The organism is Nocardioides sp. (genome assembly GCF_044226765.1).
Lineage (GTDB): Bacteria > Actinomycetota > Actinomycetes > Propionibacteriales > Nocardioidaceae > Nocardioides.
The window spans coordinates 1-23,776 of sequence record NZ_JBGAGJ010000007.1 but is presented as its reverse complement, the minus strand read 5'-3'; the positions used below and the strand labels follow the sequence as shown (position 1 = coordinate 23,776).

At 71.8% G+C, this 23,776-nt stretch carries 18 protein-coding genes and 1 pseudogene; 10 read left to right on the top strand and 9 right to left on the bottom strand.

The window, feature by feature from the left end:
* Nucleotides 1-38: 38 nt before the first annotated feature.
* Nucleotides 39-2,708: a DNA polymerase I gene (gene polA, locus ACILRH_RS15020; protein WP_395694581.1), complete on the top strand. Its 2,670-nt coding sequence runs from the start codon at nt 39-41 to the stop codon at nt 2,706-2,708.
* 18 nt (nt 2,709-2,726) lie between these two features.
* On the opposite strand, the gene ACILRH_RS15015 is transcribed toward polA, so the two are convergent.
* The gene (locus ACILRH_RS15015; RefSeq protein ID WP_395694580.1) at nt 2,727-4,007 is read right to left on the bottom strand and encodes a lipopolysaccharide biosynthesis protein; all 1,281 of its coding nucleotides are present in this window, start codon (nt 4,005-4,007) and stop codon (nt 2,727-2,729) included.
* A gap of 71 nt (nt 4,008-4,078) precedes the next feature.
* Nucleotides 4,079-4,786 carry a class I SAM-dependent methyltransferase gene (locus ACILRH_RS15010; RefSeq protein ID WP_395694578.1) on the bottom strand — a complete coding sequence of 236 codons (708 nt, stop codon included), beginning with the start codon at nt 4,784-4,786 and terminating at the stop codon, nt 4,079-4,081.
* A gap of 78 nt (nt 4,787-4,864) precedes the next feature.
* Here ACILRH_RS15010 and ACILRH_RS15005 point away from each other — a divergent pair, with 78 nt between their 5' ends.
* Together ACILRH_RS15005 and ACILRH_RS15000 are read left to right on the top strand one after the other, a co-directional pair.
* Nucleotides 4,865-6,610 (top strand): hypothetical protein, encoded by a 1,746-nt coding sequence (locus tag ACILRH_RS15005; protein WP_395694577.1) that lies wholly within the window; start codon nt 4,865-4,867, stop codon nt 6,608-6,610.
* Nucleotides 6,610-6,756, top strand: coding sequence for a hypothetical protein (locus tag ACILRH_RS15000; RefSeq protein WP_395694575.1), 147 nt, complete (start codon nt 6,610-6,612; stop codon nt 6,754-6,756). The genes ACILRH_RS15005 and ACILRH_RS15000 overlap by 1 nt, the downstream gene beginning before the upstream one ends.
* 3 nt (nt 6,757-6,759) lie before the next feature.
* On the opposite strand, the gene ACILRH_RS14995 is transcribed toward ACILRH_RS15000, so the two are convergent.
* The 3 genes from ACILRH_RS14995 to ACILRH_RS14985 are packed head-to-tail and all read right to left on the bottom strand — an operon-like array spanning nt 6,760 to nt 11,386.
* Nucleotides 6,760-7,863, bottom strand: a complete 1,104-nt coding sequence (locus ACILRH_RS14995; RefSeq protein WP_395694574.1) for a glycosyltransferase family 4 protein — start codon at nt 7,861-7,863, stop codon at nt 6,760-6,762.
* A gap of 2 nt (nt 7,864-7,865) precedes the next feature.
* Entirely contained in the window at nt 7,866-9,911 is a 2,046-nt protein-coding gene (locus tag ACILRH_RS14990) for a hypothetical protein (RefSeq protein ID WP_395694572.1), read from the bottom strand.
* Nucleotides 9,908-11,386, bottom strand: coding sequence for a bifunctional glycosyltransferase/class I SAM-dependent methyltransferase (locus ACILRH_RS14985; RefSeq protein ID WP_395694571.1), 1,479 nt, complete (start codon nt 11,384-11,386; stop codon nt 9,908-9,910). Before ACILRH_RS14985 ends, ACILRH_RS14990 begins: the two co-directional genes overlap by 4 nt.
* A gap of 135 nt (nt 11,387-11,521) precedes the next feature.
* Here ACILRH_RS14985 and ACILRH_RS14980 point away from each other — a divergent pair, with 135 nt between their 5' ends.
* On the top strand, nt 11,522-12,367 hold the full coding sequence (locus ACILRH_RS14980; protein ID WP_395694569.1) for a 2OG-Fe(II) oxygenase: 846 nt from the start codon (nt 11,522-11,524) through the stop codon (nt 12,365-12,367).
* Nucleotides 12,368-12,382: 15 nt separating this feature from the next.
* Here the strand turns inward: ACILRH_RS14980 and ACILRH_RS14975 are convergent, their stop codons facing one another.
* Nucleotides 12,383-13,642, bottom strand: a complete 1,260-nt coding sequence (locus tag ACILRH_RS14975; RefSeq protein WP_395694567.1) for an acyltransferase family protein — start codon at nt 13,640-13,642, stop codon at nt 12,383-12,385.
* A gap of 207 nt (nt 13,643-13,849) precedes the next feature.
* Between ACILRH_RS14975 and ACILRH_RS14970 the strand changes: the two genes are divergently transcribed.
* The 3 genes from ACILRH_RS14970 (at nt 13,850) to ACILRH_RS14960 (ending at nt 17,216) form a co-directional block, all read left to right on the top strand.
* Nucleotides 13,850-14,779, top strand: coding sequence for a DUF3068 domain-containing protein (locus ACILRH_RS14970; RefSeq protein WP_395694565.1), 930 nt, complete (start codon nt 13,850-13,852; stop codon nt 14,777-14,779).
* Between the two features lie 74 nt (nt 14,780-14,853).
* Entirely contained in the window at nt 14,854-16,008 is a 1,155-nt protein-coding gene (locus ACILRH_RS14965) for an acyltransferase family protein (protein ID WP_395694564.1), read from the top strand.
* Complete coding sequence (locus tag ACILRH_RS14960) at nt 16,005-17,216, top strand: hypothetical protein (protein WP_395694562.1); 1,212 nt, start codon at nt 16,005-16,007, stop codon at nt 17,214-17,216. Before ACILRH_RS14965 ends, ACILRH_RS14960 begins: the two co-directional genes overlap by 4 nt.
* Here the strand turns inward: ACILRH_RS14960 and ACILRH_RS14955 are convergent.
* On the bottom strand, nt 17,157-17,972 hold the full coding sequence (locus ACILRH_RS14955) for a class I SAM-dependent methyltransferase (RefSeq protein WP_395694560.1): 816 nt from the start codon (nt 17,970-17,972) through the stop codon (nt 17,157-17,159). The genes ACILRH_RS14960 and ACILRH_RS14955 overlap by 60 nt on opposite strands.
* 42 nt (nt 17,973-18,014) lie before the next feature.
* Nucleotides 18,015-18,617 (bottom strand): hypothetical protein, encoded by a 603-nt coding sequence (locus ACILRH_RS14950; RefSeq protein WP_395694558.1) that lies wholly within the window; start codon nt 18,615-18,617, stop codon nt 18,015-18,017.
* Between the two features lie 244 nt (nt 18,618-18,861).
* Between ACILRH_RS14950 and rpsA the strand changes: the two genes are divergently transcribed.
* A complete protein-coding gene (gene rpsA / locus ACILRH_RS14945) occupies nt 18,862-20,325 on the top strand; it encodes a 30S ribosomal protein S1 (RefSeq protein ID WP_395694556.1) in 1,464 nt (487 codons plus the stop codon).
* Between the two features lie 161 nt (nt 20,326-20,486).
* Entirely contained in the window at nt 20,487-22,106 is a 1,620-nt protein-coding gene (locus tag ACILRH_RS14940) for a sulfatase-like hydrolase/transferase (RefSeq protein WP_395694554.1), read from the top strand.
* Here ACILRH_RS14940 and ACILRH_RS14935 read toward each other — a convergent pair.
* Nucleotides 22,088-23,317, bottom strand: a complete 1,230-nt coding sequence (locus tag ACILRH_RS14935; RefSeq protein WP_395694552.1) for a class I adenylate-forming enzyme family protein — start codon at nt 23,315-23,317, stop codon at nt 22,088-22,090. The two genes, ACILRH_RS14940 and ACILRH_RS14935, sit on opposite strands and share 19 nt — an antisense overlap.
* A gap of 106 nt (nt 23,318-23,423) precedes the next feature.
* Between ACILRH_RS14935 and ACILRH_RS14930 the strand changes: the two are divergent.
* Nucleotides 23,424-23,776, top strand: a pseudogene (locus ACILRH_RS14930) (hypothetical protein); the annotation flags it as partial.

Below are 23,776 nucleotides of genomic sequence, written 5' to 3'. Positions count from 1 at the left end.
CGCGGGCACTGTCGGCAGCTGCGGATAGAGTCCCGAGCGTGTCGCGCCTGCTGCTCCTCGACGGTCACTCGCTCGCCTACCGCGCGTTCTTCGCGCTGCCGGTCGAGAACTTCTCGACCACCACCGGACAGCACACGAACGCCGTCTACGGCTTCACCTCGATGCTCATCAACGTGCTGCGCGACGAGCAGCCGACCCACGTCGGCGTGGCCTTCGACGTCTCCCGCCAGACGTTCCGCCTCGCGGAGTACGCGGAGTACAAGGCCAAGCGCAACAAGACCCCGGGGGAGTTCTCCAGCCAGCTCCCGCTGATCGAGGAGGTCCTCGACGCACTCAACATCCCGTTCCTGAAGAAGGACGGCTACGAGGCCGACGACATCATCGCGACCTGGGTCACCCAGGCCCTCCAGGACCCGGACATGGAGGTGCTGATCCTCACCGGCGACCGCGACTCCCTCCAGCTGGTCACCGACCGCTCGACGGTGCTCTACCCCATGCGGGGGGTCTCGGACCTGGCCCGGATGACGCCGGAGGCGGTCGAGACGAAGTACGGCGTCCCGCCGGCGCGCTACCCCGAGCTGGCCGCGATCGTGGGCGAGACCTCCGACAACCTGCCCGGCGTCCCGGGAGTCGGTCAGGGCTACGCCGCGAGGTGGATCAACCAGTTCGACGGCCTCGACAACGTGATCACCCACGCCGACCAGATCACGGGCAAGAAGGGTGAGGCGCTGCGCGAGCACCTCGGCGACGTGATCCGCAACCGGCGGCTCAACGAGCTGGTGCGCGACCTCGACCTCGACCTGGCTCCGGCCGACCTGGCGCTGCGGCCCTGGGACCGCCAGGCCGTGCACACCCTCTTCGACGGCCTGGAGTTCCGGGTGCTGCGGGACCGGCTGTTCGAGACGCTGTCCTCGGCGGAGGAGATCGACGACTCCGGCTTCGACGTCGCCATGTCGGTCCTCGCCACCGGCGACCTGGCGCCCTGGCTCGCCGCGAACGCCTCGTCCGGCGACCGGGTGGGCCTCCACGTCGTCGGCCGGTGGGGCAGCGGCACCGGCGACGTGACGGGTCTGGCGCTCGCGACCGGCGACGGCACCGCCGCGTGGGTCGCCGCCGACGGTGTCGGCCCCGACGACCAGGCGGCACTGGCGGCCTGGCTGGCCGACGAGCGGCAGCCCAAGGTCCTGCACGACGCCAAGGGGCCGATGCTGGCGCTGGCCGCCTGGGGCACGCCGCTACGGGGCCTGGCCCGCGACACCGCGCTGTCGGCGTACCTCGCCCGACCCGACCAGCGCTCCTACGACCTCGCCGACCTCACCGTGCGCTACCTCAAGCGCGAGCTCAAGCAGGGCGGGGCCGACGACGGCCAGCTCAGCCTCGACGGCCTGGGCGACCAGTCCTCCGGCGAGGTCGAGATGCTGCACGCCCGGGCCGTCCTCGACCTGGCGGCCGCGCTCGACGCGGAGCTGGAGGAGCGCGGCGGCACCCGCCTGCTCGCCGAGGTCGAGCTGCCCCTGGTCCACCTCCTCGCCACCATGGAGCAGGTCGGCATCGCCGTCGACACCGACCACCTCGAGGCGCTCGAGGCGCACTTCGCGGCCGAGGTCCGCGGCGCGGCGCAGGAGGCGTTCGCCGTCATCGGCAAGGAGATCAACCTCGGCTCGCCCAAGCAGCTGCAGGTCGTGCTGTTCGACGAGCTCGGCATGCCCAAGACCAAGCGCACCAAGACCGGCTACACCACCGACGCGGACGCGCTCCAGGCGCTCTACGTCAAGACCGAGCACCCGTTCCTGCTCCACCTCCTGCGGCACCGCGACGTGTCGCGGCTGCGCCAGACCATCGAGGGCCTGCTCAAGACGGTGGCCGGCGACGGGCGGATCCACACCACGTTCAACCAGACCATCGCCGCGACCGGGCGGCTCTCGAGCACCGACCCCAACCTGCAGAACATCCCGATCCGCACCGAGGAGGGCCGCCGGATCCGCGAGGGCTTCGTCGTCGGGCCGGGCAACGACTGCCTGATGACCGCCGACTACAGCCAGATCGAGATGCGGATCATGGCCCACCTGTCCGAGGACGCGCTCCTCATCGAGGCGTTCCGGTCCGGCCGCGACTTCCACTCGATCACCGCGGCCCGGGTCTTCGACGTGCCCGCCGACGACGTGACCGTCGAGATGCGCGCCAAGATCAAGGCGATGAACTACGGCCTGGCCTACGGCCTGTCCGCCTTCGGCCTCGGCCAGCAGCTCGGCATCGAGCCCGCCGAGGCGCGCGGGCTGATGGACGAGTACTTCCTGACCTTCGGGGGGATCCGCGACTACCTCGGCGGCGTCGTCGAGGAGGCGCGCAAGACCGGGTTCACCGAGACCATCATGGGCCGCCGCCGCTACCTGCCGGACCTCACCAGCGACAACCGTCAGCGTCGCGAGATGGCCGAGCGGATGGCGCTGAACGCTCCGATTCAGGGCTCGGCGGCTGACATCATCAAGGTCGCGATGCTCAATGTCGACCGGGCGATGACCGCGGCCGGGCTCGCGTCCCGGATGCTGCTGCAGGTGCACGACGAGCTCGTGTTCGAGGTGGCACCCGGGGAGAGGGAGACCCTGGAGGCGCTGGTCCGCGAGCAGATGGGCGCCGCAGCCGACCTGGCCGTGCCGCTCGACGTCTCGGTCGGGTTCGGCCGCAGCTGGCACGACGCCGCGCACTGACCGCCGGGCCGCCGGCGGTCAGGTGGTCGGACCGGGCACCGGGTCGGCGAGCTCGTCGGCCGGCAGCGGCTCGCGCAGACGCCAGAAGCTCACCGCGGTGAGCACGAGCAGCAGGAGCGTGTCCACGGCGATGACGGTGAGCAGGAGGCCGTCGAGGGTGCTCGTCCGGAGGGTGCCCACGACGAGGAGGACGACGCCGGCCCACACCAGGTACGACGACCGGGTGCCCCGCCGGGCGAGCACGGAGTAGACGAGCAGCTGCAGCATGGCCAGCACCGTGCCGAGCACCGCGAAGAGCCACAGCCGCGACTCGACGTCGGCGTACTCGGCGCCGCCGACGAAGGCGAGCGCGATCGGGGCCAGCAGCCAGGCACCGGCCGTGCACACCGCGCCCAGGCCCAGGACCAGGACCATGCTGCGCACCAGCGCAGTGCGGCGCAGCTCGGCGGTCGACATGGAGGGGAAGGCGATGACGACGACGACCTGGGGCAGGAACAGCACGGCCTTGGTGAGGATGAGGCCGCCGGCGTAGAGACCGGCGTCGTGCTCGCCGAGCACGTTGCGGGCGATGACGATGTCGACGTTGGAGAGCACGAAGAAGCCGAGGAGCGCGACCGACGCGGCGATCGCCTCCCGGGCGATCGAGCGGGCGCGGTGCTCCTCGCTGGTCTCGCCGGGGTCGCGGTGCGAGCGCAGCGCCCACCACCCGGTGAGGACCGGCACCCAGAGCCCGAGCATCACGCCGAACATGGCGCTGGTCTCGGTCGGGCTGACCAGGATGCAGATCGTGCCGATCACCAGTCGGGGCACGCCGACCCCGAGGTAGAGCAGCCCCAGCGGGAGCCAGCGCCGCTCGCCCTGGAGGATGCCGCCCTGGCCGCCGGCGATGGTCAGGGGCACGGCCGCGACCGCCAGCAGGAGGGCCGGCACGATGCTGTCCAGACGCAGGACGCGCCAGACCAGGGGAGCGGCCAGGAGGGTGAGCAGGCCGAGAGCCAGGGCGGCGCGGTAGGTCAGCCGCAGCACGGCGTGCTCGATCTGGCCGACGTGCTCGGGCTGCCCGGCGATCCGCCGCGCGGCGGTGGCCTGCAGGCCGAGCTGCAGCACGGCGAGCACCATGAGCAGGGCCATCAGGCTCGCGATGGCGCCGTACTGGCTGGGCCCGAGGATGCGGGCGGAGATCAGCTGGAACCCGTACGTGGAGACGTTCATGACCGCCATCGCGATGGCGATGCCCGCGCTGCCGCGGAAGATTGCGCGCCAGCCGCCGGTCGCCACCGGCTCCTGTACGGAAGTCACGCGCCGAGGGTACGGCGCGACGGTCCCCGTCCGCTGGGCAACCCGGGCACAGGCCCGGTCCACCGGCCAGGTCAGAAGGGATCGGCGGTGTCGTGGTGCCCGAGGGCCGCGGCGACCGGCCGCAGCCGCAGCCGCAGCAGCACCTTCACGACGAGGTTGCGCAGCCACCAGGGGACCTCGCGCAGCGGACGCAGCCGGTCCGCCGCGGTCGGACGGGCGACCTCGAGGCGCGCGAGGGACCCGGTCCGGTCGACGTAGCGAAGCCGGCGGCTGCCGGCCAGCACGCCGAGCAGACCCACGGTCACGCCCAGGGACGAGAAGGCGTCGTGGACGAGCACGGTCCCGCCGGCGGGCAGGAACCGCGACCACCGCAGGTCGTCCACGAGCGAGGCGACGTCGTGCTTGCCGTCGACGTAGACCAGGTCGGCCGGACCCGACCAGCGCTCCCGCGCGGCCCGGCTCGTCGTGACGCGGAGGTCGACGCGGCCCGTGACGCCGGCTCGCTCCAGGTTCGCCCGGCAGGCGGCCTCGGTGCCTGCCGCGCCGTAGCGCCAGTCGTCGGGGAAGGGGTCGACGGCCACCAGCCGGGCACCCTCGGGCAGGGCGCGGGCGAGCACCACCGTCGAACGACCGTGGTGGGTGCCGATCTCCACGACCGTGCCTGCGTCGGGCACCTGGCGCGCCGCGGCGTCGAGGACCCGGGCCTGGTCCCGGGTGAGCCAGCCCGGGATCGGGTCGGCCAGGGCGAACGACTGCGCGAACGACTCCTCGGAGGTCACGCCTGCAGGATAGGGATCTACGCTTCCTCCAGCCCGGCAGCCGCCGGTGCCGGGACACGCAGGGAGCGGAGGGACGCGGTGGGGCCTGGTCCTCGAGCGCGCCGCTGGGTCCTCGACGCCTGGCCGCTGCTGCTGGCGGTGGTGCTGACCCTGCCCCTCCTGCGCCAGCCCGGCCACCCCCTGGCCCGCGACCTGGTCTTCGTGCCGCACCAGCCGTGGACCGACGCGGTGCTCGGGCTGGGTGACACCCCTCCGCGCGCGGTCCCGCTGGACGCGGTCGTCTCCGTGCTGACCGGGCACCTCCTCGACGGGGGGCTGGTGGCGCGGGTCGCGATCCCACTGATCCTCGCCGCGGCCGGGTGGGGTGCGCACCGCCTGGTCGGCGGCCTCGGGACCCCGGCCCGGCTCGCGGCCGGCGGACTGGCGGTGTGGAACCCGTACGTCGTCGAGCGGCTCGCCCTGGGCCAGTGGGCCCTGCTCGGCGCCTACGCGGCGCTGCCCTGGCTGCTGGCGGCGGCGCGGCGCTTCCGGCTCGGCGGTCGCGCCGCCGACGCCGGCGCGACCGCCGGTTGGCTCGGACTCGCCTCCCTGACGCCGACCGGTGGGCTGATCGGCTCGGCCGCGGTCCTCACGGCCGGGTGGAGCCGCTCGCTGCGCCGCACCGCCGTGCTGCTCGCCGGGTGCCTGGTCCTCCAGCTGCCCTGGCTGGTCCCCTCGTTGCTCGCCTCGTCGGCCTTCGGGTCCGACCCGCGCAGCGTCGAGGCGTTCTCGGCCGACGCCGACGGACCCGGTGGCGTGCTGGTCGCGCTGCTCGGCCTGGGCGGGATCTGGGACCGGGGCAGCGTCCCGGTCACCCGAGGAGCCTGGTGGGGCCCGGTCACGGCCGCGGTGGTGGTCGTCGCCCTGGTGGTCGGCTGGACGACGCTGCGCCGGATCTGGGGCCGCGGTGACCTGGTGCGGGTGGCGGCGCTCGCCACGGCGGGGCTCCTGCTCGCACTGCTCAGCAGCCTCCCGATCGGGGTGGACGTCGTGGGGTGGGTCGTCTCGCACGTGCCCGGTGGCGGACTGCTGCGCGACAGCCAGAAGCTGCTCGCGCCCTGGGTGGTGCTGGCGGTGGCCGCGGTCGCCGCCGCGGTCGACCGCGGCGCCCGGGCCGCTGCCGCCGCCGGCTCCGAGGTCGTCGGCTCGGTCGGTGTCGCGGCCGTGCTGCTGCCGCTCGTCCTCCTTCCCGACGGGGCCCGCACGGCGTGGCCGACCCTCGAACCGGTCACCTACCCCCCGGGTCTGGCTGCCTCGGCCGAGCTGGTCGGCTCGGACCGCGGGACCCTGGTGACCCTGCCGTGGCGGTCCTACCGGCGCTTCTCGTGGGGGAACGGACTGACGTCGTCGGACCCGGCCGTGCGGTGGTTCGACACCGACGTGCTCACCTCCGACGACCTGCAGGTCGGCCCGGTGCTGCTGCGGGGTGAGGGTGCGCGTGCTGCTGCGCTCGGCCGCGCGCTCGAGACCGAGCCGACCGCGCAGGCGCTGCGGGCCGCCGGCGTGACCTGGGCCCTGGTCTACCGCGACGACCCCGCCGCGGCCGACCTGGACCTGGCTGGTCTGGACCTGGCGTACCGCGACGACCTGCTGGCGCTCTACCGGGTCCCCGGTGTCTCGGCCCGCGTCGAGGCGTCGTGGCCCGAACGCGTCGCCGCCGTCGCGGCCTTTGCAGTGGCGGCGGCGGTGAGCCTCGCGGGCGCCGCGGTCGCCACCTCGTCGAGATTGCGCGCGAACCGGCGTCGAGGTGCTACCCTCGGCGACGACGAGAGGGAGAACTCCTGATGCCGTTTTTCTTTCTGAAGATCTTCCTGCCGATCTTCATCGGCGGGACTTTCGCGTTCGGCTCGATCTACGGGCTGGTCTGGACGAAGACCCAGCCGCCGTCGAACAACCCCGCGAGCCAGCAGATCATCACCTACGGCAACTGACGCTCACCCTCGTCGCCGCGTCTGCGCGGCACCCTGCAGCACCCTCTCGACCACGTCGGTGGTCCGCTCCCAGGTGAACGTCGACGCACGCCGCTGCGCCGCCTCACCCAGCTGCACCCGTAGCGCGTCGTCGGCCAGGATCCTCCGGGTGGCCTGGACCAGTCCCGGCAGGTCGTCGGCGAGCAGGCCGGTCGCCCCGTCGACGACCGCCTCGGCCAGCCCGCCGGCGTACCGGTAGCCGACGGTCGGCGTCCCGAGGGTCGCGGCCTCCAACGCGGCCAGACCCCAGCCCTCCTTGACCGAGGGCAGCAGCATCGCCCACGCGCTGCCCAGCAGCCGGTCGCGCTCGGCCTCGTCGACGTGGCCGTGGAAGACCACCAGCCCCGGGGCGACCAGGTCGGCCGCGTCGGCCTCGAGCTCGTCGCGCCACCAGCCGTCGCCGACGACGTCGAGGTGGAGTCCGGGGATCTCGGGGGCGAGGCGACGCACGACCTCGAAGGCGTCCTCGATCCGCTTGTGCGGGACGAGCCGGGCCAGCACGACCAGCCGCGGGGTGGGGGAGCGGTCGGGAGAGCCGTGGGGCGGGTCGACCCCGTTGCGGGCGACGGTCACCTGGGCACCGGGGATCCCGTGGGCCACCAGGTCGGCGCGCGAGTCCTCCGACACGGTCAGGTGCGGCCGGCGCCGGTAGACCAGCGGCACCAGCCGCCGCTCGACGAACCAGCCGAGCGCGCCGCGCCAGCCCGGGTAGATCAGGTGCCACTGCCGCTCGTGGGAGTGGTGCACCAGGGCCACGACGCCTCCTCGTCGCACGAGAGGGGTGCCGAACGGCAGCCCGTTGATGACGTCGAGCACCACGTCGTGGCGGCGGCGGTGGCGGGCCACCCACCACAGCCCGCGTGGGTAGACCGTGAGGCGACCGCCGCGCCGGTGCACGCGGACCCCGTCGAGGTCACCCTCGGCCGCGGCACCGGGGTAGCGGGCCGTGAACATCTCGACCGGGTGACCGCGCCGGACCAGCTCGGCGGCAACCCGCTCGACGAAGACCTCCGAGCCACCGCCGTCGGGGTGGCCCGAGTCCCGCCAGGTGAGGATGGCGACGCGCACCGTCAGCGCGCCCCGAGCGCTGCCGAGCCCTGCTCCGACTGCGCCAGGAGGGCCCGGCACAGCGGTGGCTCGAGGCCCGGCACCTCCCGGACCGTCATCCCGAGGCGGCGCAGGTCGGCGGGCCCGAGCTTCGCCGGACTGATGTCGACCAGCTTGGAGACCCAGTCGGTGTCCCACTCGAAGGCCCGGGCGAACCCGACGAACCCGCCCGGGGTCGAACTCACCGCGGCGTACCCGAGCTCGGGCTCGTCCCGGATCCCGACGCGCACCACGCGCGGGTCGAGGATCTCGAAGTAGGGGCCGTAGTAGGTGCCGGTCTCGTTGACGATCTCCAGCCGCGCCTGTCCCTTGCCGTCGGTCTCGAGCCAGACGCTGCCGGGCTCGGCGGTGCCGATGTCGATCAGCTTGATCCGGCCGGCGCGGGGCTCCTCGGGCAGGGTGACGTCGAAGACCAGGGCCCGCCGCTCGACCAGCTGCCACGGCTGGTAGGCGTCCCCGGTGTTGAGGTACATCGCGTCGCAGTCGCCCTGGATCCAGATGTCGTCGGTCGAGCCACCGTGCGGGGGATCGTCGGAGTGCGTGATGAGGCGCTGCTGGGCACCGCCGGAGAGGTGGTGCTGGGTCCACAGGTAGTCCCGGAGGCGGTCGCCGCCGCCGACCGTCGCCGCGGTGCTGTAGCCCACCAGCATGTGCGCGGTGATCGACCAGGCGGTGAACACCGCCAGCACGGCGATCCCGGCGCCCCGGACCCAGGCGCCGCGGCGCACCAGCCACTGGGTGAGGACGCAGGTGCCGACCGTGCCGGCGAAGACCAGCGCCGGCACGAACTCGGCGGTGTAGCGGAACGCCATGTAGCCGTAGCCCATGACACCACCGGTGACCAGCACGCCGGCGACGAACGGCATCCGGAGGAACCGCCTGGCCTGGTCGACCCCGGGGCGGAAGAGGTAGCCGAGGGTGAACAGCCACATCAGGCTCAGCCACGGCATGAAGGCCGTGATGCTGCCGGTCCGGTACGACTGGTCGATGATCACGTCGCCGTAGGCCTGCGCCGGCCGGGCCGGCAGGGTGACGAAGGGGAAGTAGTCGACGAAGCGGATGCCGTCGGGCCGCAGGTAGGCCATGGCCGTCGACGGAAGGAACTGGGGGCCGGTGATCGTGCCGCCGTTGGCGGCCAGCGCCTCGCGCCGGTGCGCGTTGACGGTCGTCCAGACCTGGTCCTGGAGGGGGAACAGGTAGGGGTGGCGGAACTTGATCATGTTGAGCGTGATGCCGGCCAGGAGCGGCACGGCCCCGGCCGCGACCACGGCCCACCCGATCCGCCGCCGCCCGGGGGAGACCCGGCCGGTGAGGACCCAGACGCCGATGGCGATCGTGGTCAGGCAGACCGCCCAGCCACCCGTCGTGCGGGTCATGATCGTGCCGAGGTCGAACGCAGCGAGCCACCCGATCGCCTTCGGCGTGGGGTCGCGGAGCACCCGGAGCATCCAGTACATGGCGCCGATCGCGAACGGCACCGCCCACGCGTAGACCTCGTGGTAGGCCCAGGGGAGCGAGGCGACGAACGTGAGGGCCGTGCCGCCGGTGACCAGGGCGATCAGCAGGCCCATCGTCCCGACCTCGGTCCAGGTCGTCACGACGCCCGGGTAGAGCATGTCGCGCACCAGCCACACCAGGCGCGGCGCCATCACCATGAGCAGCACGAAGCCGAGCGCCATCGAGATCACGGTGAGGCGGCCGTCGTACTCCGTCGTGGTCTTCAGGACCGGGATGCGCAGCAGTGCCGGCCACAGCGGGAAGTACATGTACTCCTTGCCGTGCTCGACGAAGCCCTCGATGCCGAGGCTGCCCCTCGGGACGTCGAGGTGACCGTGGATCAGCGCGCGGGCCTGGAAGTCGAAGAAGTTCGACGCGTACCCGAGGGCGTTGGCGGTGCGGGTCAGGCTGGTGCTGAAGTCGAGGAGGGTCAGGAGGTAGGCGAGGGCGCCCACGACGAGTCCCGCCGCCGTCGAGATGCCACGACGACGGGACGCGGAGGGGTCGGTCAAGCTCGCTCCAGCCGATACAGGAACTGGTAGCCGAACATCGTGGGCCAGGCCTTCGTCAACAGCCGGTCGATGCGGGCCACCCCCGCTGCGAGCCGGCCGGCGTGGCTGGCCTCGGCGCCGCGGTCGAGGACGTCGAAGGGCGAGCCCACCGTCTCGCGCTCGACGATCCGCAGGCCGCTGCGGCGCACGAGCTTCTCGAAGCTGCGACGCGTGAAGAACCGGACGTGGCCGCGGTCGAGCAGCCCGCGCTGGTCGTAGTCGAAGAGCCCGAGGGCGACGCGGGTGCGCGGGTACCAGTGCGCGAAGTTCGGCACCGAGACGAAGACCTCGCCGTCGTCGGCGAGCCGGTCCGCGATCGAGGTGAGGAGCAGGTGCGGGTCGGTCACGTGCTCCAGCACATCACCCGCGACGGCGACGCGGAAGTCCGCCCCCACCTCGTCGGGCAGGCCGAGGGTCAGGTCGGCCTCCACGAACTCGTCGACGCGCTCGCCGACGCCCTGGTGCTTGACCAGGTCCACGCCGGTGACCCGGTGGCCGCACCCGCGGGCGAGCGCGGCGAAGTGGCCGTCGGAGCAGCCGACGTCGAGCACCCGGCCGGGAGGCACGTGCGCCAGCCAGCGCAGGAGCACACCGTGCGAGGAGTGGGGGGAGGGCTTGATCTCGTAGGCCTCGAGGTCCGGGCCCGGCACGCTCTCGCCGAAGCCCATCCGGCGGAGCCTGAAGCGCAGTGAGTCGACCATGACGTCCTTGGCGTACTTCATCCCGTTGACGTAGCAGATCTCGTCACCGTAGTACGTCGGGATCGGGACCTCGACGATCCGCTTCCCGGCGGCGTGCAGCCCCAGGATGATCTCGGTGTCGAAGTCGAACGCGTCCGAGTACGACGCGAGGTCGATGTCGGCGAGCGCGTCGACCCGGTAGGCGCGGTAGCCGCTGTGCCACTCGGTCAGCTTCAACCCGGCCAGCTGGTTCTGCGCGGTCGTCAGGATGCGGTTGCCGACGAACTTGTAGAGCGGCATCCCGCCCTCGAGGGCGCCACCGCGGGTCATCATGCGCGAGCCGAACACGGCGTCCGCCTCGCCCCGGACGAGCGGGTCGACGAGCGTCTCGATGCACTCCGGTGCGTACTGCCCGTCACCGTGGAGCAGGACCACGATGTCCAGGCCGTGCGACATCGCCCAGGCGTAGCCGGCCTTCTGGTTGCCGCCGTAGCCCAGGTTCCGCTCGTGCCGGACGACCGAGATCGGGAGGCTGGAGGTCTCCTTGAACGCCAGGCCCACCTCGTAGGTGTCGTCCGAGCTGGCGTCGTCGCACACCATGACGTGGTCGACGGTCCGGGCGAAGCTCTCGGGCAGCCGGGAGAGGGTCTGCGCGAGCGTGCCGGAGGCGTTGTAGGCGACGACGAGCACCCCGACGCGTGGCGCGTGGGCCGACGCGTCGCTCGCTGCTGCCGACGACTGTCGAGCGGTGGACATGGGCGCTCCTCTTTCCGGCCCGACCTCCTGCGTGCGAACGCCGACCGTGCGACGTTCGTCACCTCCCCACGAGCCGAAGCAGAGGTTACCGAAGAGTTCTGCGGCCCGTGCATTTTCGGTGGCATGATGCGCGGCATGGCCGAGAACGCGCTCATCGACTTCACCACGCTCGAGTCCGGGATGGACGAGAAGGCGGCGGCGTACCGCTCCGCGCAGCCCTTCCCGCACATCGTGCTGGACGACGTGCTGGTCCCCGAGGCGTTCGACAAGGCGGTCGGGGAGTTCCCCGGCATCAAGGACGAGTTCTGGCAGGGCTACCTGCACGTGAACGAGACCAAGTACTCCAACACGCAGCCCGACACCTGGGGCCCGACGCTGCACGACGTCGCCGAGGAGTTCTGCAGCCCGCGGTTCGTCGCCTTCCTGGAGAAGCTGACCGGCATCGAGGGCCTGATGTCGGACTGGACCATGGACGGCGGCGGCCTGCACCAGACGCTGCGAGGCGGTCACCTCAACATCCACGCCGACTTCACCACCCACCACACCCACCAGAACTGGGCGCGGCGGGTCAACATCCTGCTCTACCTCAACGAGGAGTGGCCCGAGGAGTGGGGCGGCAAGCTGGAGCTCTGGGACAAGGACATGACCGCGTGCCAGGGCACGGTCACCCCCGCGGGCAACCGGATGCTGGTCTTCACCACCTCGTTCGACAGCTTCCACGGGCACCCGGACCCGCTGACCTGCCCCGACACGGTGGCTCGCCGCTCGATGGCGCTCTACTACTTCACCGAGGAGGAGCACGCCGTCCGGCGCTCCACCAACTACCAGCCGCGGCCCGACGAGAGCGTGACCCGCAAGGCCGCGATCCGGGCCGACCGCACGATCGTGGACATCTACGACCGGGTCAAGCGGCGCCTCGGGATCTCCGACGAGCGGATCCAGGCGATCCTGGCGCGGGTGGACAAGATCCGGCGCCGCTGACGACGCCGGTCCGCCTCAGCGGGGCCGGTCCTCGACGGGCCGGTCGGCCGGCGCGGCCGGCTGGTCGGTGTCGGCCCGGCCGCCCCGGACCTTGTGCCAGGCCCGGCCAGAGACCGCCCGCGATCGGGCGACCAGGTAGCGGCCCAGGCCCTGGTCGGTCTCGCGCCACTTCGGGGACGCGAGCCACTTCTGCACTCGCGACTCCACGTAGCGCTCGCTGACCCAGCACGCGAACGCCGTGATGACGAACGCGACGGCGACCCGCTCCTCCCAGCTCCAGTCGAGCGTGTGCCGCGACAGGAACCAGTACACCGGGTAGTGCCACAGGTAGATGCTCAGCGAGTGCTTGCCGAGGAACACCAGGGTCCTGCGCTCCAGCGGCCACCGCACGACCGCCGGCACCGTCGCCAGAGCACAGCCGGCGACGAAGACCATCAGGGCGAGGTCGAGCAGGACCCCGGGCAGGTGGAAGTAGCCCTCGGCCGACACATTGAGGTAGAGCAGCGGGATGAGCGAGTAGAACGCCACGATGGTGAGCGGCCGCAGCTGCGGTCCGAACCGGCGCAGGTAGGGCAGTGCGGCAGCGACCAGGGCGCCGGCGACGGGCGCGTCGCCGCGGGCCCAGGTGCGGATCAGGGCCGAGAACGAGCCCTCGACGTCGTAGATGTGCGAGCGCCAGACCAGCAGGATGAGGAAGAAGACCGAGAGCGCGACGACCAGCCACGCCCGGCGCCGGCGAAGCAGCCAGACGAACAGCAAGATGACCAGGAACATCTGGAGGTCGACCGAGAGGTACCAGAGGTGCCCGAGGTCGGGGCGGGCGACCAGGGCGTGGTCGCGGACGTACCAGTTCCAGGTGTAGGTGGCGGCGCGGAACACCGACTCGCGCGTCGCTGTCCGGGGATAGGTGTCCGTCGTGTCGACGGCGGTGCTCACCAAGATGACCAGGAGCAGGAAGTACATCTGGCCGCTGAGCCGGATCCACCGCCGCGTGGCGGCGACGCCCGGCAGCAGGCCGAGCTCGGAGTCGGCCGAGCGCAGCATCGCGCGGGTCGCGAAGAACGCACCGATCACGAAGAACACCGTCACCGCGAAGTCGCCGCTGCTGAAGAGCGCCTTGAGGGTCGGGTCCTGGCTGATCCGCGTGGTCGGCCAGATCGTCCAGCCGTGCGAGAGCACCACCAGGAGGATGGCGATGCCCCGCAGGCCGTCGTAGACCGCGAGACGCCGGGTCGCCGTCGCGGTCGGTGTCTCGACCGGTGTGGGGATCGCCATGGCGGCACTCTAGTTCGTGAGCGGGGTCACCTGCGGCCGGGTTGAGCAGACTCGACCCGGTCCTCGACCCGGTCCTCGACCGGTCCGATGTCTGGACCGCAGGCGGGCCCGGACACGCGAGAGACGTGGATCACTCATTCCGGATCAGAACCGGTTCCACTGCTGCTACTGTGCGGTCACTTCGTCACCGGGACTGGGAGGCTTGTGGTGCGTTCGAAGCTGGGAATCGGTCTGGCGTTCCTGGGGGCGTTCTTCATCGGGGTCGGCCTGCTGGCCCAGTTCTGGGCGCCGGACAAGCTCGAGGTGACCCCCCTCAACGTCGACAACACCACCCACCTGGACGGGACCGCCGTGCTGTCCGGTGAGTCGCAGCCGATCAAGGCGGCGAGCACGACCCACACGAACTCCGAGGCGTCGACGAGCGACATCGCCGTCTGGGACAACTCGACCTGCGTCGTGATCGACCTCCCGGACACCCCGGACTGCGTCTCCACCGACGACCCCAAGGGGCGCCTGCTGAGCGCCTCGGTCTCGACCTTCGCCACCGACCGGGTGACCGGCCTCGCGGTCAACGACCCCGACCTGCTGCCCCCGGACGCGACGCCGCGCGAGGGCCTGGTCAACAAGTGGCCGTTCAACGCCGAGAAGAAGACCTACCCCTACTGGAGCGACACCCTCGGCAAGGCCGTCCCCGCCGTCTACGACCGTACGGAGGACCTGGCCGGCGTCGAGTGCTACGTCTACAAGGTGACGATCACCGACGCGCCGAAGGAGATCGCCGCCGGCGTCAACGGCACGGTGGACTCCACCGACGAGATCTACGTCGAGCCGCTGACCGGCGCGATCCAGAACCAGGTGACCCACCAGGACCAGAAGCTCGAGGACGGCACCCCGGCGGTGACGATCGACCTCGCCTTCACCGACGAGCAGATCCAGAAGAGCGCCGACGACATCACGACGCAGATCGACCAGCTCAACCTCGTCACCAAGACGGTTCCGCTGGTCACCTACATCGTCGGCATCCCGGTCCTGATCATCGGCCTGGTGCTGGTGGTGCTCAGCCGCCGTCCCGAGGACGAGGCACCCGCCGCCAGCGCCGAGCCGAACGTCGGTGAGACCACCGACGTCGGCGCGTAGTCCTTCCGCCGCACCCCTTGAAGCGGCGCCTCGTGCGCTCCGGCGCCCCTGCTCGGAGGAGAGAGGAACCGCCGGTGGTTGACGAAGCACGACCCGTCCAGCAACGGGCCGGACGGGTCGCGGCCCTCGACGGCCTGCGCGGCCTGGTGATCATCGCGGTCGTCGTCAACCACGGGACCGGGATCCTCTGGCCGCTCGGCCGGATCTACGACGAGCCGCTGGTGGCCGGCGCGCTCGGCGGCGGCGCGGTCACGGTGTTCTTCGTGGTCGGCGCGTTCATCGTCACCCACGCGCTCCAGCGCGACCTCGAGCGGGACACCTTCGACGCGGTCCGCTTCTACCTGCGGCGGCTGGTCCGACTCGGCCCGCAGCTGGTCCTGGTCTGCGCCGCCGTGTGGATCGCGAACTCCTACGCGACGTTCCGCGCCTCCAACCTCGACATGGCGCACAACGTGATGGGTGTGCTCACCTACACCTTCAACATCTTCGCGACCCAGAACCTGTTCGTGACGCAGCCTGCGTTCGGCCACCTCTGGTACCTCAGCGTCCAGCAGCAGTGCTACCTGGTGCTGCCGCTCGCCCTCATCGTCCTCGCCCGGGCGAGATGGGCGGCGTTCCTGCTCATCCTGGTCCTCATCGGCCTCATCTACGTGCACCGCCAGGACGTGCTCGCCGACCAGGGCTGGGTGATCGCGTCGGCGGCGACCACGACTCGGGCCGACGGCCTCCTGTGGGGGGTCGCCGTCGCGCTGGCGCTGCCCTGGCTCGGCCGGGTCCGCGGCTGGGGCCACATCCTGTGGATCTCCGGGATCGCGCTGGTCGTGCTCAAGATCATCTGGCCCGAGTTCGGCCCGTACGCCTACCTCGGCTGGTGGTCGCTGGCCTTCACCGGGGTCGCCGGCGTCGTGGTCGTCGCGATCTGGCAGCTCCCCGCCCCGACCCGGGTCTCGCGGTTCTTGTCGCTGCGGCCGCTGCAGCGGCTGGGCAAGGCGTCCCTGGCCATCTACATCTGGCACCTGCCGATCTTCGTCGTCCTGCGCGACCACACCCCGACGTGGCAGTGGGGAGTGCGCACCGCGGTGGCGTTCGCGATCCTCGCCGTGGTCGTGGTCGTCACCGAGCGGTGGGTCGACGAGCCGGTGCGACGCCTCCTCGCGACCCGGCCGGTCTTCCGCATCCGGCCGCGGAGCTCGGATGCCCCGGCGACCCCGGCGGTGGTGCAGGCATGAGCACCGACACCGCCGCACCCCCGGCCGAGCGGACCCGGGTCGCCGTACCGACGGTGCTCGCGATCCAGGGGGTCGGGGCGCTCCTGTTCGCCTTCGCCCAGGTCGCCCGGCTCTTCGACCCGGACTGGCTGACCTGGATCGAGCCGCTCGACGGGTTCTTCAAGTCCAGCAACCTCGCCTTCTCCGTGCTCCTCGCCACCGAGGGCTTCGCCATCGCCTCGCTGCTCGCCGACCGCCGCTCTCCCCGGGAGGTGGTGCTGCGCGTGGTCGGCTACGTCGCCGCGTTCTGGCTGCTGATCGCCTTGGTGTGCCTGGGCGCCGTGGCCCTGCAGGCGTTCGACTCGACCGACGACCAGACCTGGGACCAGCTCCGTCCGGCCATCGGCCGGGCGCTCTCCCTGACCATGAACGTCTGGGCGGCCAACAACCCGCTCGCGGTGCCGGGGGACCTCGCGATGCTGTGGTACTTCAGCATCGTGGCCCAGCTCGCCGCCACCCTCACCGTCGCGGGGCTGGTCCTGCGCCGGTGGCCGCGGTTCCTCGGGACCGTCCTGCTCCTCGGTGCGGTCAGCGCCGCCGTCTACCGCGGCTACGCGGTCGACACCGACGGCTGGTTCGCCGCCGCGCTCAGCACGCCGGCACGCGCGGACGCCTTCCTGGCCGGGGCTGCGGCCGTCTTCCTCCTGCGCCCGCTCCCCGCTCGCATCGGCGCCGGTCTCTGCGGCGGTGCGCTGCTCACGCTGGTGGGACTCGTCATCTCCTCGGCGTTCCTCGACGTCGACGAGATCCTCACCTACCAGCTGCCGCTGGTCGCGGTGGCGATGGCCGCCTACCTGGTCGGCGCCCGGTCCGCGCTGGACGAGCGGGCGCTCACCATCCAGATGGCCGTCTCACGCGACACGATCACCGTGGCGCGGGTGTGGCGCGACCTCGTCGCCTGGAGCCCGCTGGTCGTCGTCACGGTCCGGCGACACCTCTTCGACCAGCCCTACGCTGCGGGCACCTGGACGGCGGTCGTCGCCCTGGCCGTCGTCGCCACCTTGTCGCGCGGGGCGATGGACCGCATCCTCGGGCTCGTCGCCCAGGTGCCTGGCGAGCTCGACCGCGGCGTCCGCGACGTCCGCGGCGGCCGGCGACGCGCAGCCGGCTCAACCGAGGCGGGCACCGAAGATCGCGGTGCCCGGCGTGAGCCGCCCGCGGAGGGCTGACCAGCCGCCCCACACGCGGTCGTGCCCCTCGGGCCACTCCGGCTCGAGCAGGTCGGTGATCACGAAGCCGGCGCCGGCGAGGAGGGCGACCCAGTCGCCGAGCGTGCGGTGGTGCTCGACGTACGACGTCCGGCCGGTCTCGTCGTCCACCTCGACGTAGGGAGTGCGGTCCCAGTAGGACTGGCTGGCGACCAGCCCGGGCTCACCGGGGTCGTCGGGGAACATCCACCGGGTCGGGTGGGTGATCGAGAACGCGAACCGTCCGCCCGGGCGCAGCACCCGGGCGGTCTCGGCGACGGCCTCACCGATGTCGCGGACGAACTGCAGCGCGCCGAAGGAGGAGAACACGACGTCGAAGCTGGCATCGGCGAAGGGGAGCGCCGTCGCGGTGCCGAGGACCGAGGGCACGGCCACCCCGGTGTCGAGGTCGATCCGCCGGGAGTGCTGCAGCTGGCGGAAGGACAGGTCCAGGCCGTAGCCGCGACCACCCTGCGCCCGGACCCAGCGCGAGCACTGGCCGGCGCCGGACCCGACCTCGAGGACGTCGCGGTCGGTGACGTCGCCGAGCACGCCGGCCTCGGCCTCGGTGAGGCCCTCGGGCCCCCACACGAAGCCGGTGTCGCCCAGGAACTCGCCGTGCGTGGCCTGGTACTCGTCGGCGTACCGGTCCCAGTCGGGGCCGTTGGCGCTGCGCGACTCCTGCTCGGTGACCGCTCGCCGTTCGACCCGGACCCGCTGCGGGAGGTGGTTCTCCACGAGTCGAGGGTAGGGGGACGGGGGCAGGAAGAGGAGGGCGGGTCAGCCGGCCGGCTGCCGGCGCCGGGCCAGCGGGATCCGCCCGGCCAGCTCGCCGAGCGGCCCGACCGCCTGGCCCAGCGCGTCCGCCGAGGTCGAGAGCGCCGGGATGATCAGGGCCAGCTCGGCCAGGCGGGGCTGGATCGACTCCAGGGTCTCGCCGAGCGCGACGAGCTGGTCGAGGGTGCCGCCGTCGGCGACCAGGCGCTCGACGTACCCGTCGTCGGAGAGCATCCGGTCCGCGAGGCCGCCGGGTCGCAGCAGCTGGTCGAGCAGGCCGCCCTCGACCGTCAGCCGGTCCAGCGCCCCGCCCGGGGCCAGGAGGCGGTCCAGGACGCCCTCGGTCGCGGCGATCCGGTCCAGGGCACCGTCCTCGGCGAGCAGGCGCTCGAGCGGCCCGTCCGCGGCCATCAGCCGGTCGAGGACCCCGTCTCGGGCGATCATCCGCCCGAGCGGGCGGTCGGGCGCGATGATCTCGTTCACCGCCGCCGCGAGCCGGTCGATCGACGCGATGCCCAACGAGGTCCCGAGGGAGGACCCCAGCGAGGCGCGCGTGGTGGCCGCGGCGAGCCGGACGGGGTAGGTGACCAGGGCGGCGAGCTGCATGGACGGTCAACCGGCACCGCTGCGCCGGGGTTACGCTGGTGCGGACGTGGTCGCCCCCGGGGTCTCCCGGTTGGACGTACCTCGCGCGCGCCGCGTACCCTTGAGGGTGCGCCGGAGGTCTGCCTTTAGTCCCAGACGGAGTGGACACTCGCTCGCGCCCCGCAGGGCTCACCTGCAGGGGTCGTGAAAAAGGACCTTTCGACGTGCCCGCACGACTCCATCCATCCAAGGACAACCCTTCCTTATGACGAGCAGCATCTCGACCCTCCCCGACATCACCGATGCACCGCAGGTCGCGGTCAACGACATCGGGTCGGAGGCGGACTTCCTCGCCGCGATCGACGAGACCATCAAGTACTTCAACGACGGTGACATCGTGGATGGCACCATCGTCAAGGTCGACCGGGACGAGGTCCTGCTCGACATCGGCTACAAGACCGAGGGCGTCATCCCCTCGCGCGAGCTGTCGATCAAGCACGACGTCGACCCCAACGAGGTCGTCGAGGTCGGTGACAAGGTCGAGGCCCTGGTCCTCCAGAAGGAGGACAAGGAAGGCCGCCTGATCCTGTCCAAGAAGCGCGCCCAGTACGAGCGCGCCTGGGGCACCATCGAGCAGGTCAAGGAGGAGGACGGCGTCGTCGAGGGCACCGTCATCGAGGTCGTCAAGGGCGGCCTGATCCTCGACATCGGCCTGCGCGGCTTCCTGCCGGCCTCCCTGGTGGAGATGCGTCGCGTGCGCGACCTGCAGCCCTACGTCGGCCAGACGCTCGAGGCGAAGATCATCGAGCTCGACAAGAACCGCAACAACGTGGTCCTGTCGCGCCGCGCCTGGCTCGAGCAGACCCAGTCCGAGGTCCGCCACGGCTTCCTCACCCAGCTCCAGAAGGGCCAGATCCGCAAGGGCGTCGTGTCCTCGATCGTCAACTTCGGTGCGTTCGTGGACCTCGGCGGCGTCGACGGCCTGGTGCACGTCTCCGAGCTGTCGTGGAAGCACATCGACCACCCGTCCGAGGTCGTCGCCGTCGGCGACGAGGTCACCGTCGAGGTCCTCGACGTGGACATGGACCGCGAGCGGGTCTCCCTGTCGCTGAAGGCGACGCAGGAGGACCCGTGGCAGCACTTCGCCCGGACCCACCAGATCGGTCAGATCGTGCCCGGCAAGGTCACCAAGCTGGTGCCGTTCGGTGCGTTCGTCCGCGTCGAGGAGGGCATCGAGGGCCTGGTGCACATCTCCGAGCTCGCCGAGCGTCACGTCGAGATCCCCGAGCAGGTCGTCCAGGTCAACGACGACGTCATGGTCAAGATCATCGACATCGACCTCGAGCGTCGCCGGATCTCGCTGTCGCTCAAGCAGGCCAACGAGACCGCCGCCGCCTCGGACGTCGAGGAGTTCGACCCGACGCTCTACGGCATGACCGCGACCTACGACGAGCAGGGCAACTACGTCTACCCCGAGGGCTTCGACCCGGAGACCGGCGAGTGGCTCGAGGGCTACGACGAGCAGCGCGCGACCTGGGAGGACCAGTACGCCAAGGCGCACGCCCGCTGGGAGGCGCACGTCAAGCAGCAGGCCGAGGCCAAGCAGGCCGAGGTCGAGGCCGGCGAGGCGACGTCGTACTCCTCCGCGGCCCCGGAGGAGACCAGCGGCTCGCTGGCCTCCGACGAGGCGCTGCAGGCCCTTCGCGAGAAGCTCACCGGCGGCAACTGAGAGCGCCGACCGGCGGAGCGTCTGCCGGACGACGCTCTGCCACCGTCTGACGTCTGACCGACGACCCGCCCGGGTGACCGGGCGGGTCGTCGTCATTTCGTTTCGGGTACGCCGGCGACCGGACGGGCCTAGGGTGCGAGGACACACCCAGGAGGCAGCCCATGATCACTCGCAGGAGGCTCCTCGCCTCGGCCGCAGCAGCACCCCCGGCCGTCGCGCTCGCGGCAAGCGCCGGCCAGCCCGGGTACGGCGTCGCGCCGGCCGTCGCGGGCAAGAACATCCTGATCTTCATCAACGACCAGCAGCGTGCCACCCAGCACTTCCCGCGGGGCTGGGAGGAGGAGAACCTGCCGGGACTGACCCGGCTGAAGAAGCACGGGGTCAGCTTCGAGAACGCCTTCACCAACGCGTGCATGTGCTCACCCTCGCGGGCGACCATGTTCACCGGTCTCTACCCGGCGCAGCACGGCGTGAAGTACACGCTCGAGGAGGACATGCCGGCCGACCAGTACCCGCAGGTGGAGCTGTCGACCGACCTGACCAACCTCGCCTCGGTGATGAGCGCCGCCGGCTACGAGGTGGTCTACAAGGGCAAGTGGCACTGCTCGAAGCCGGAGGGGGAGGACTGGGCGCCGTCGGACCTCGCGGCGTACGGCTTCTCCCGCTGGGACCCGCCGGACTCCGGCGGCAACCAGGACCTCTCGGAGGCCGGGGGCGGCACCGTCGACCACGACGGCCACTACATGCACGACCAGGGCGACGCCGCGGCCGGTGAGGAGGGGGTCATCCAGTTCCTGCGCAGGCGGGAAGGGGCGACCAAGCCCTGGTGCCTCGTGGTCGGGCTGGTCAACCCGCACGACGTGCTGTTCTACCCGGGTCCGCGCAAGATGGACCCGCCGAAGTGGCAGCAGGCCGGCTACACGCAGGCGGACCTGGAGGGTGACATCGGCCTGCCGCCCACGGTCCTGGAGGACCTGCGGACCAAGCCGGACGCGCAGGCCCAGTTCGCCCGCCTCTACGGGGCCGGCGGCAAGCCGCTCACCCGCAAGCAGAAGCTGGAGTACATCAACTTCTACGGCAACCTGATGAAGGTCGTCGACGGCTACCTGGTCGAGATCCTCGACACGCTGGCCGAGACCCACCAGCTGCGCGACACCGTCGTCATCCGGACCTCCGACCACGGCGAGATGGGCCTGGCGCACCGGATGCAGCAGAAGAACTTCAACTTCTACGAGGAGAGCACCCGCATCCCGCTGGTGTTCTCCAACCCCGAGCTCTTCCGTCGCCCACGGCGCTCCCGGGAGCTGGTCTCCCACCTGGACCTGCTGCCGACGCTGGCGACCCTGGTGGACGCTCCCGACGACGTCCGGAGCGACGACTGGCGAGGTGTCGACTACTCCGGGCTGGTCCTCGGGACCAAGCGCCGGGCGGTCCAGAAGGACATCGTGTTCACCTACGACGACTGGCAGGCCGGGCAGTCCAGCGGGCCCTACATCCGACCGCCCAACCACATCGTCGCGGTGCGCGAGAAGCGGTGGAAGGTGGCCAAGTACTACGACACCGCCGGGATCGAGCCGGCGCAGTGGGAGATGTACGACCTGGCCAAGGACCCGCTCGAACGGCACAACCTCGCGTACAAGCCCAAGCGGATGACCAAGGTCCAGCGCAGCAACTTCCGCCGGCTCAAGAAGCGGATCAAGCAGGCCGAGAAGACCGACCTGCTGCCGCTGGCGCACGGTGCCGGGCGTGCGGGCGAGGAGCGTCAGCCGCTGCCCAGCTGATCGCGGCGTACCTTGCCGGTCAGGGTGCGCGGCAGGTCGTCGAGGCGGTGGTACTCCTTGGGCCGCTTCGGCGGAGCCAGCCGCTCGCGCGCGAACGCGTCGAGGTCGGCGGCGGTCGCCGTGCCGACCACGGCGGCGCACACCCGCTGCCCCCACCGGTCGTCCGGGACGGCGTACACGGCGATGTCGGTGACGCCCGGGTGCTCGCGCAGGGCGTTCTCCACCTCCAGCGGGTAGACGTTGACCCCGCCGGTGATGATCAGGTCGTGCCGGCGTCCCTCCAGGTAGAGGTAGCCGTCGTCGTCGAGGCGGCCGACGTCGCCCACCGTGAAGGAGCTGTCTCTCCAGGCGGCGGCGGTCTTGACCGGGTCGCCGAAGTACTCGAAGCGGGCGTACGAGGGCACCGCGCACCAGATCGTGTCGTCCTCGTCGACGCTGAGCCGGCGGCCGGGACGGGCCCGGCCGACCGTGCCGGGTCGCTCGAGCCACTCCTCGCTGCGGCACGCGGTGAACTGGCCCTCGGTGGAGCCGTAGAACTCCCAGGTGGAGCCGGCCGGGAACACCTCGATGAGGCGGCGCTTGAGCGCGGGCGGACAGGGGGCGCCGGCGTGGGCGACCAGCCGGAACGACGAGAGGTCCGGCCAGCCGTGCGCGTCCCAGTGGGCGAAGAGTCGCTGGAGGTGGGCGGGGACGCAGAACATCGTCGTGGGTCGCTCGCGCTGGATCGCCTCGGTCATCACGGGCGCGTCGAACGCTCCCGGCGCGACCACGCGGCCACCCGCGAGCGTCGTGCCGCTGGCGAACCGCAGCGGCGCCGAGTGGTAGAGCGGGCTCAGGACGAGGTTGACGTCGGTCGCCGTGAAGCCCCAGAGGTCGCGCTCCTCGTCGACCAGCGCGCGGGCGTCCTCCGGGGCGAGCAGCCCGCTCCAGACGCCCTTCGGCGTGCCCGTGGTGCCGCTGGTGACGTGCATCGGGCGCGCGCGGGGGAGTCCGACGTCCCCGACCAGTCGGGCCAGGGCGTCCTCGGTCTCGACGACGACCGCGGGGGAGAGGGTTCCGAGGATGCGCTCGCGCTCGTACGCCGTCAGCCGCGGGTCGAGGGGGATCGGCACCACCCCCCGCGCGAGGAGGGACTGCACGGCGGTCAGGTAGGTCAGCGATCCCGGCACCAGCAGCGCGACCCGGTCGCCCTCCTGCAGCCCGTCACCCACGCGCTCACCGTAGCGGGCGGCCGCCGACTCGGTGGGGCGGGTGTTCGCGGGGAACTCGCCACGCATACTGCGTTTATTCGAACATAGTTTCGGGTATCGTCAGTTCATGGACCACCGTGACGCCCTCGACGACCTGGGCCCGGGTGCGACGCTCGCGGCGGTCGAGGCGCGGGTGGTGGCGCGGCGGGCGGTCGAGGTGGAGGACCTGGTGCTGGTGTGCCACTGGGCCGACCTGCACGGCAGCGATCCGCGGCGTGGCCCGGACGGGGGGCGGGTGTGGGACGGGGCGGACCGGTTGGTCGAGGTCGGTGGGGACGGGACCCCGTTGGTGCGGGAGCTGTGCCTGCCCGAGCTGGCGGTGGCACGGCGGACCCACACGGTGAGCACCCGGTCGGCGGTGGCCGACGCGCTGGACCTGCGGCACCGGCTGCCGCGGGTGTGGGCGCTGCTGCTGGCCGG

Excerpts from the sequence above, each read along its gene's own strand:
- ACILRH_RS15000 (WP_395694575.1), top strand. The coding sequence starts at position 6,610 with ATGCCGTTTTTCTTTCTGAAGATCTTCCTGCCGATCTTCATCGGCGGG.
- ACILRH_RS14985 (WP_395694571.1), bottom strand. The coding sequence starts at position 11,386 with ATGTCCACCGCTCGACAGTCGTCGGCAGCAGCGAGCGACGCGTCGGCC.
- ACILRH_RS14980 (WP_395694569.1), top strand. The coding sequence starts at position 11,522 with ATGGCCGAGAACGCGCTCATCGACTTCACCACGCTCGAGTCCGGGATG.
- ACILRH_RS14975 (WP_395694567.1), bottom strand. The coding sequence starts at position 13,642 with ATGGCGATCCCCACACCGGTCGAGACACCGACCGCGACGGCGACCCGG.
- ACILRH_RS14960 (WP_395694562.1), top strand. The coding sequence starts at position 16,005 with ATGAGCACCGACACCGCCGCACCCCCGGCCGAGCGGACCCGGGTCGCC.
- ACILRH_RS14950 (WP_395694558.1), bottom strand. The coding sequence starts at position 18,617 with ATGCAGCTCGCCGCCCTGGTCACCTACCCCGTCCGGCTCGCCGCGGCC.
- rpsA (WP_395694556.1), top strand. The coding sequence starts at position 18,862 with ATGACGAGCAGCATCTCGACCCTCCCCGACATCACCGATGCACCGCAG.
- ACILRH_RS14940 (WP_395694554.1), top strand. The coding sequence starts at position 20,487 with ATGATCACTCGCAGGAGGCTCCTCGCCTCGGCCGCAGCAGCACCCCCG.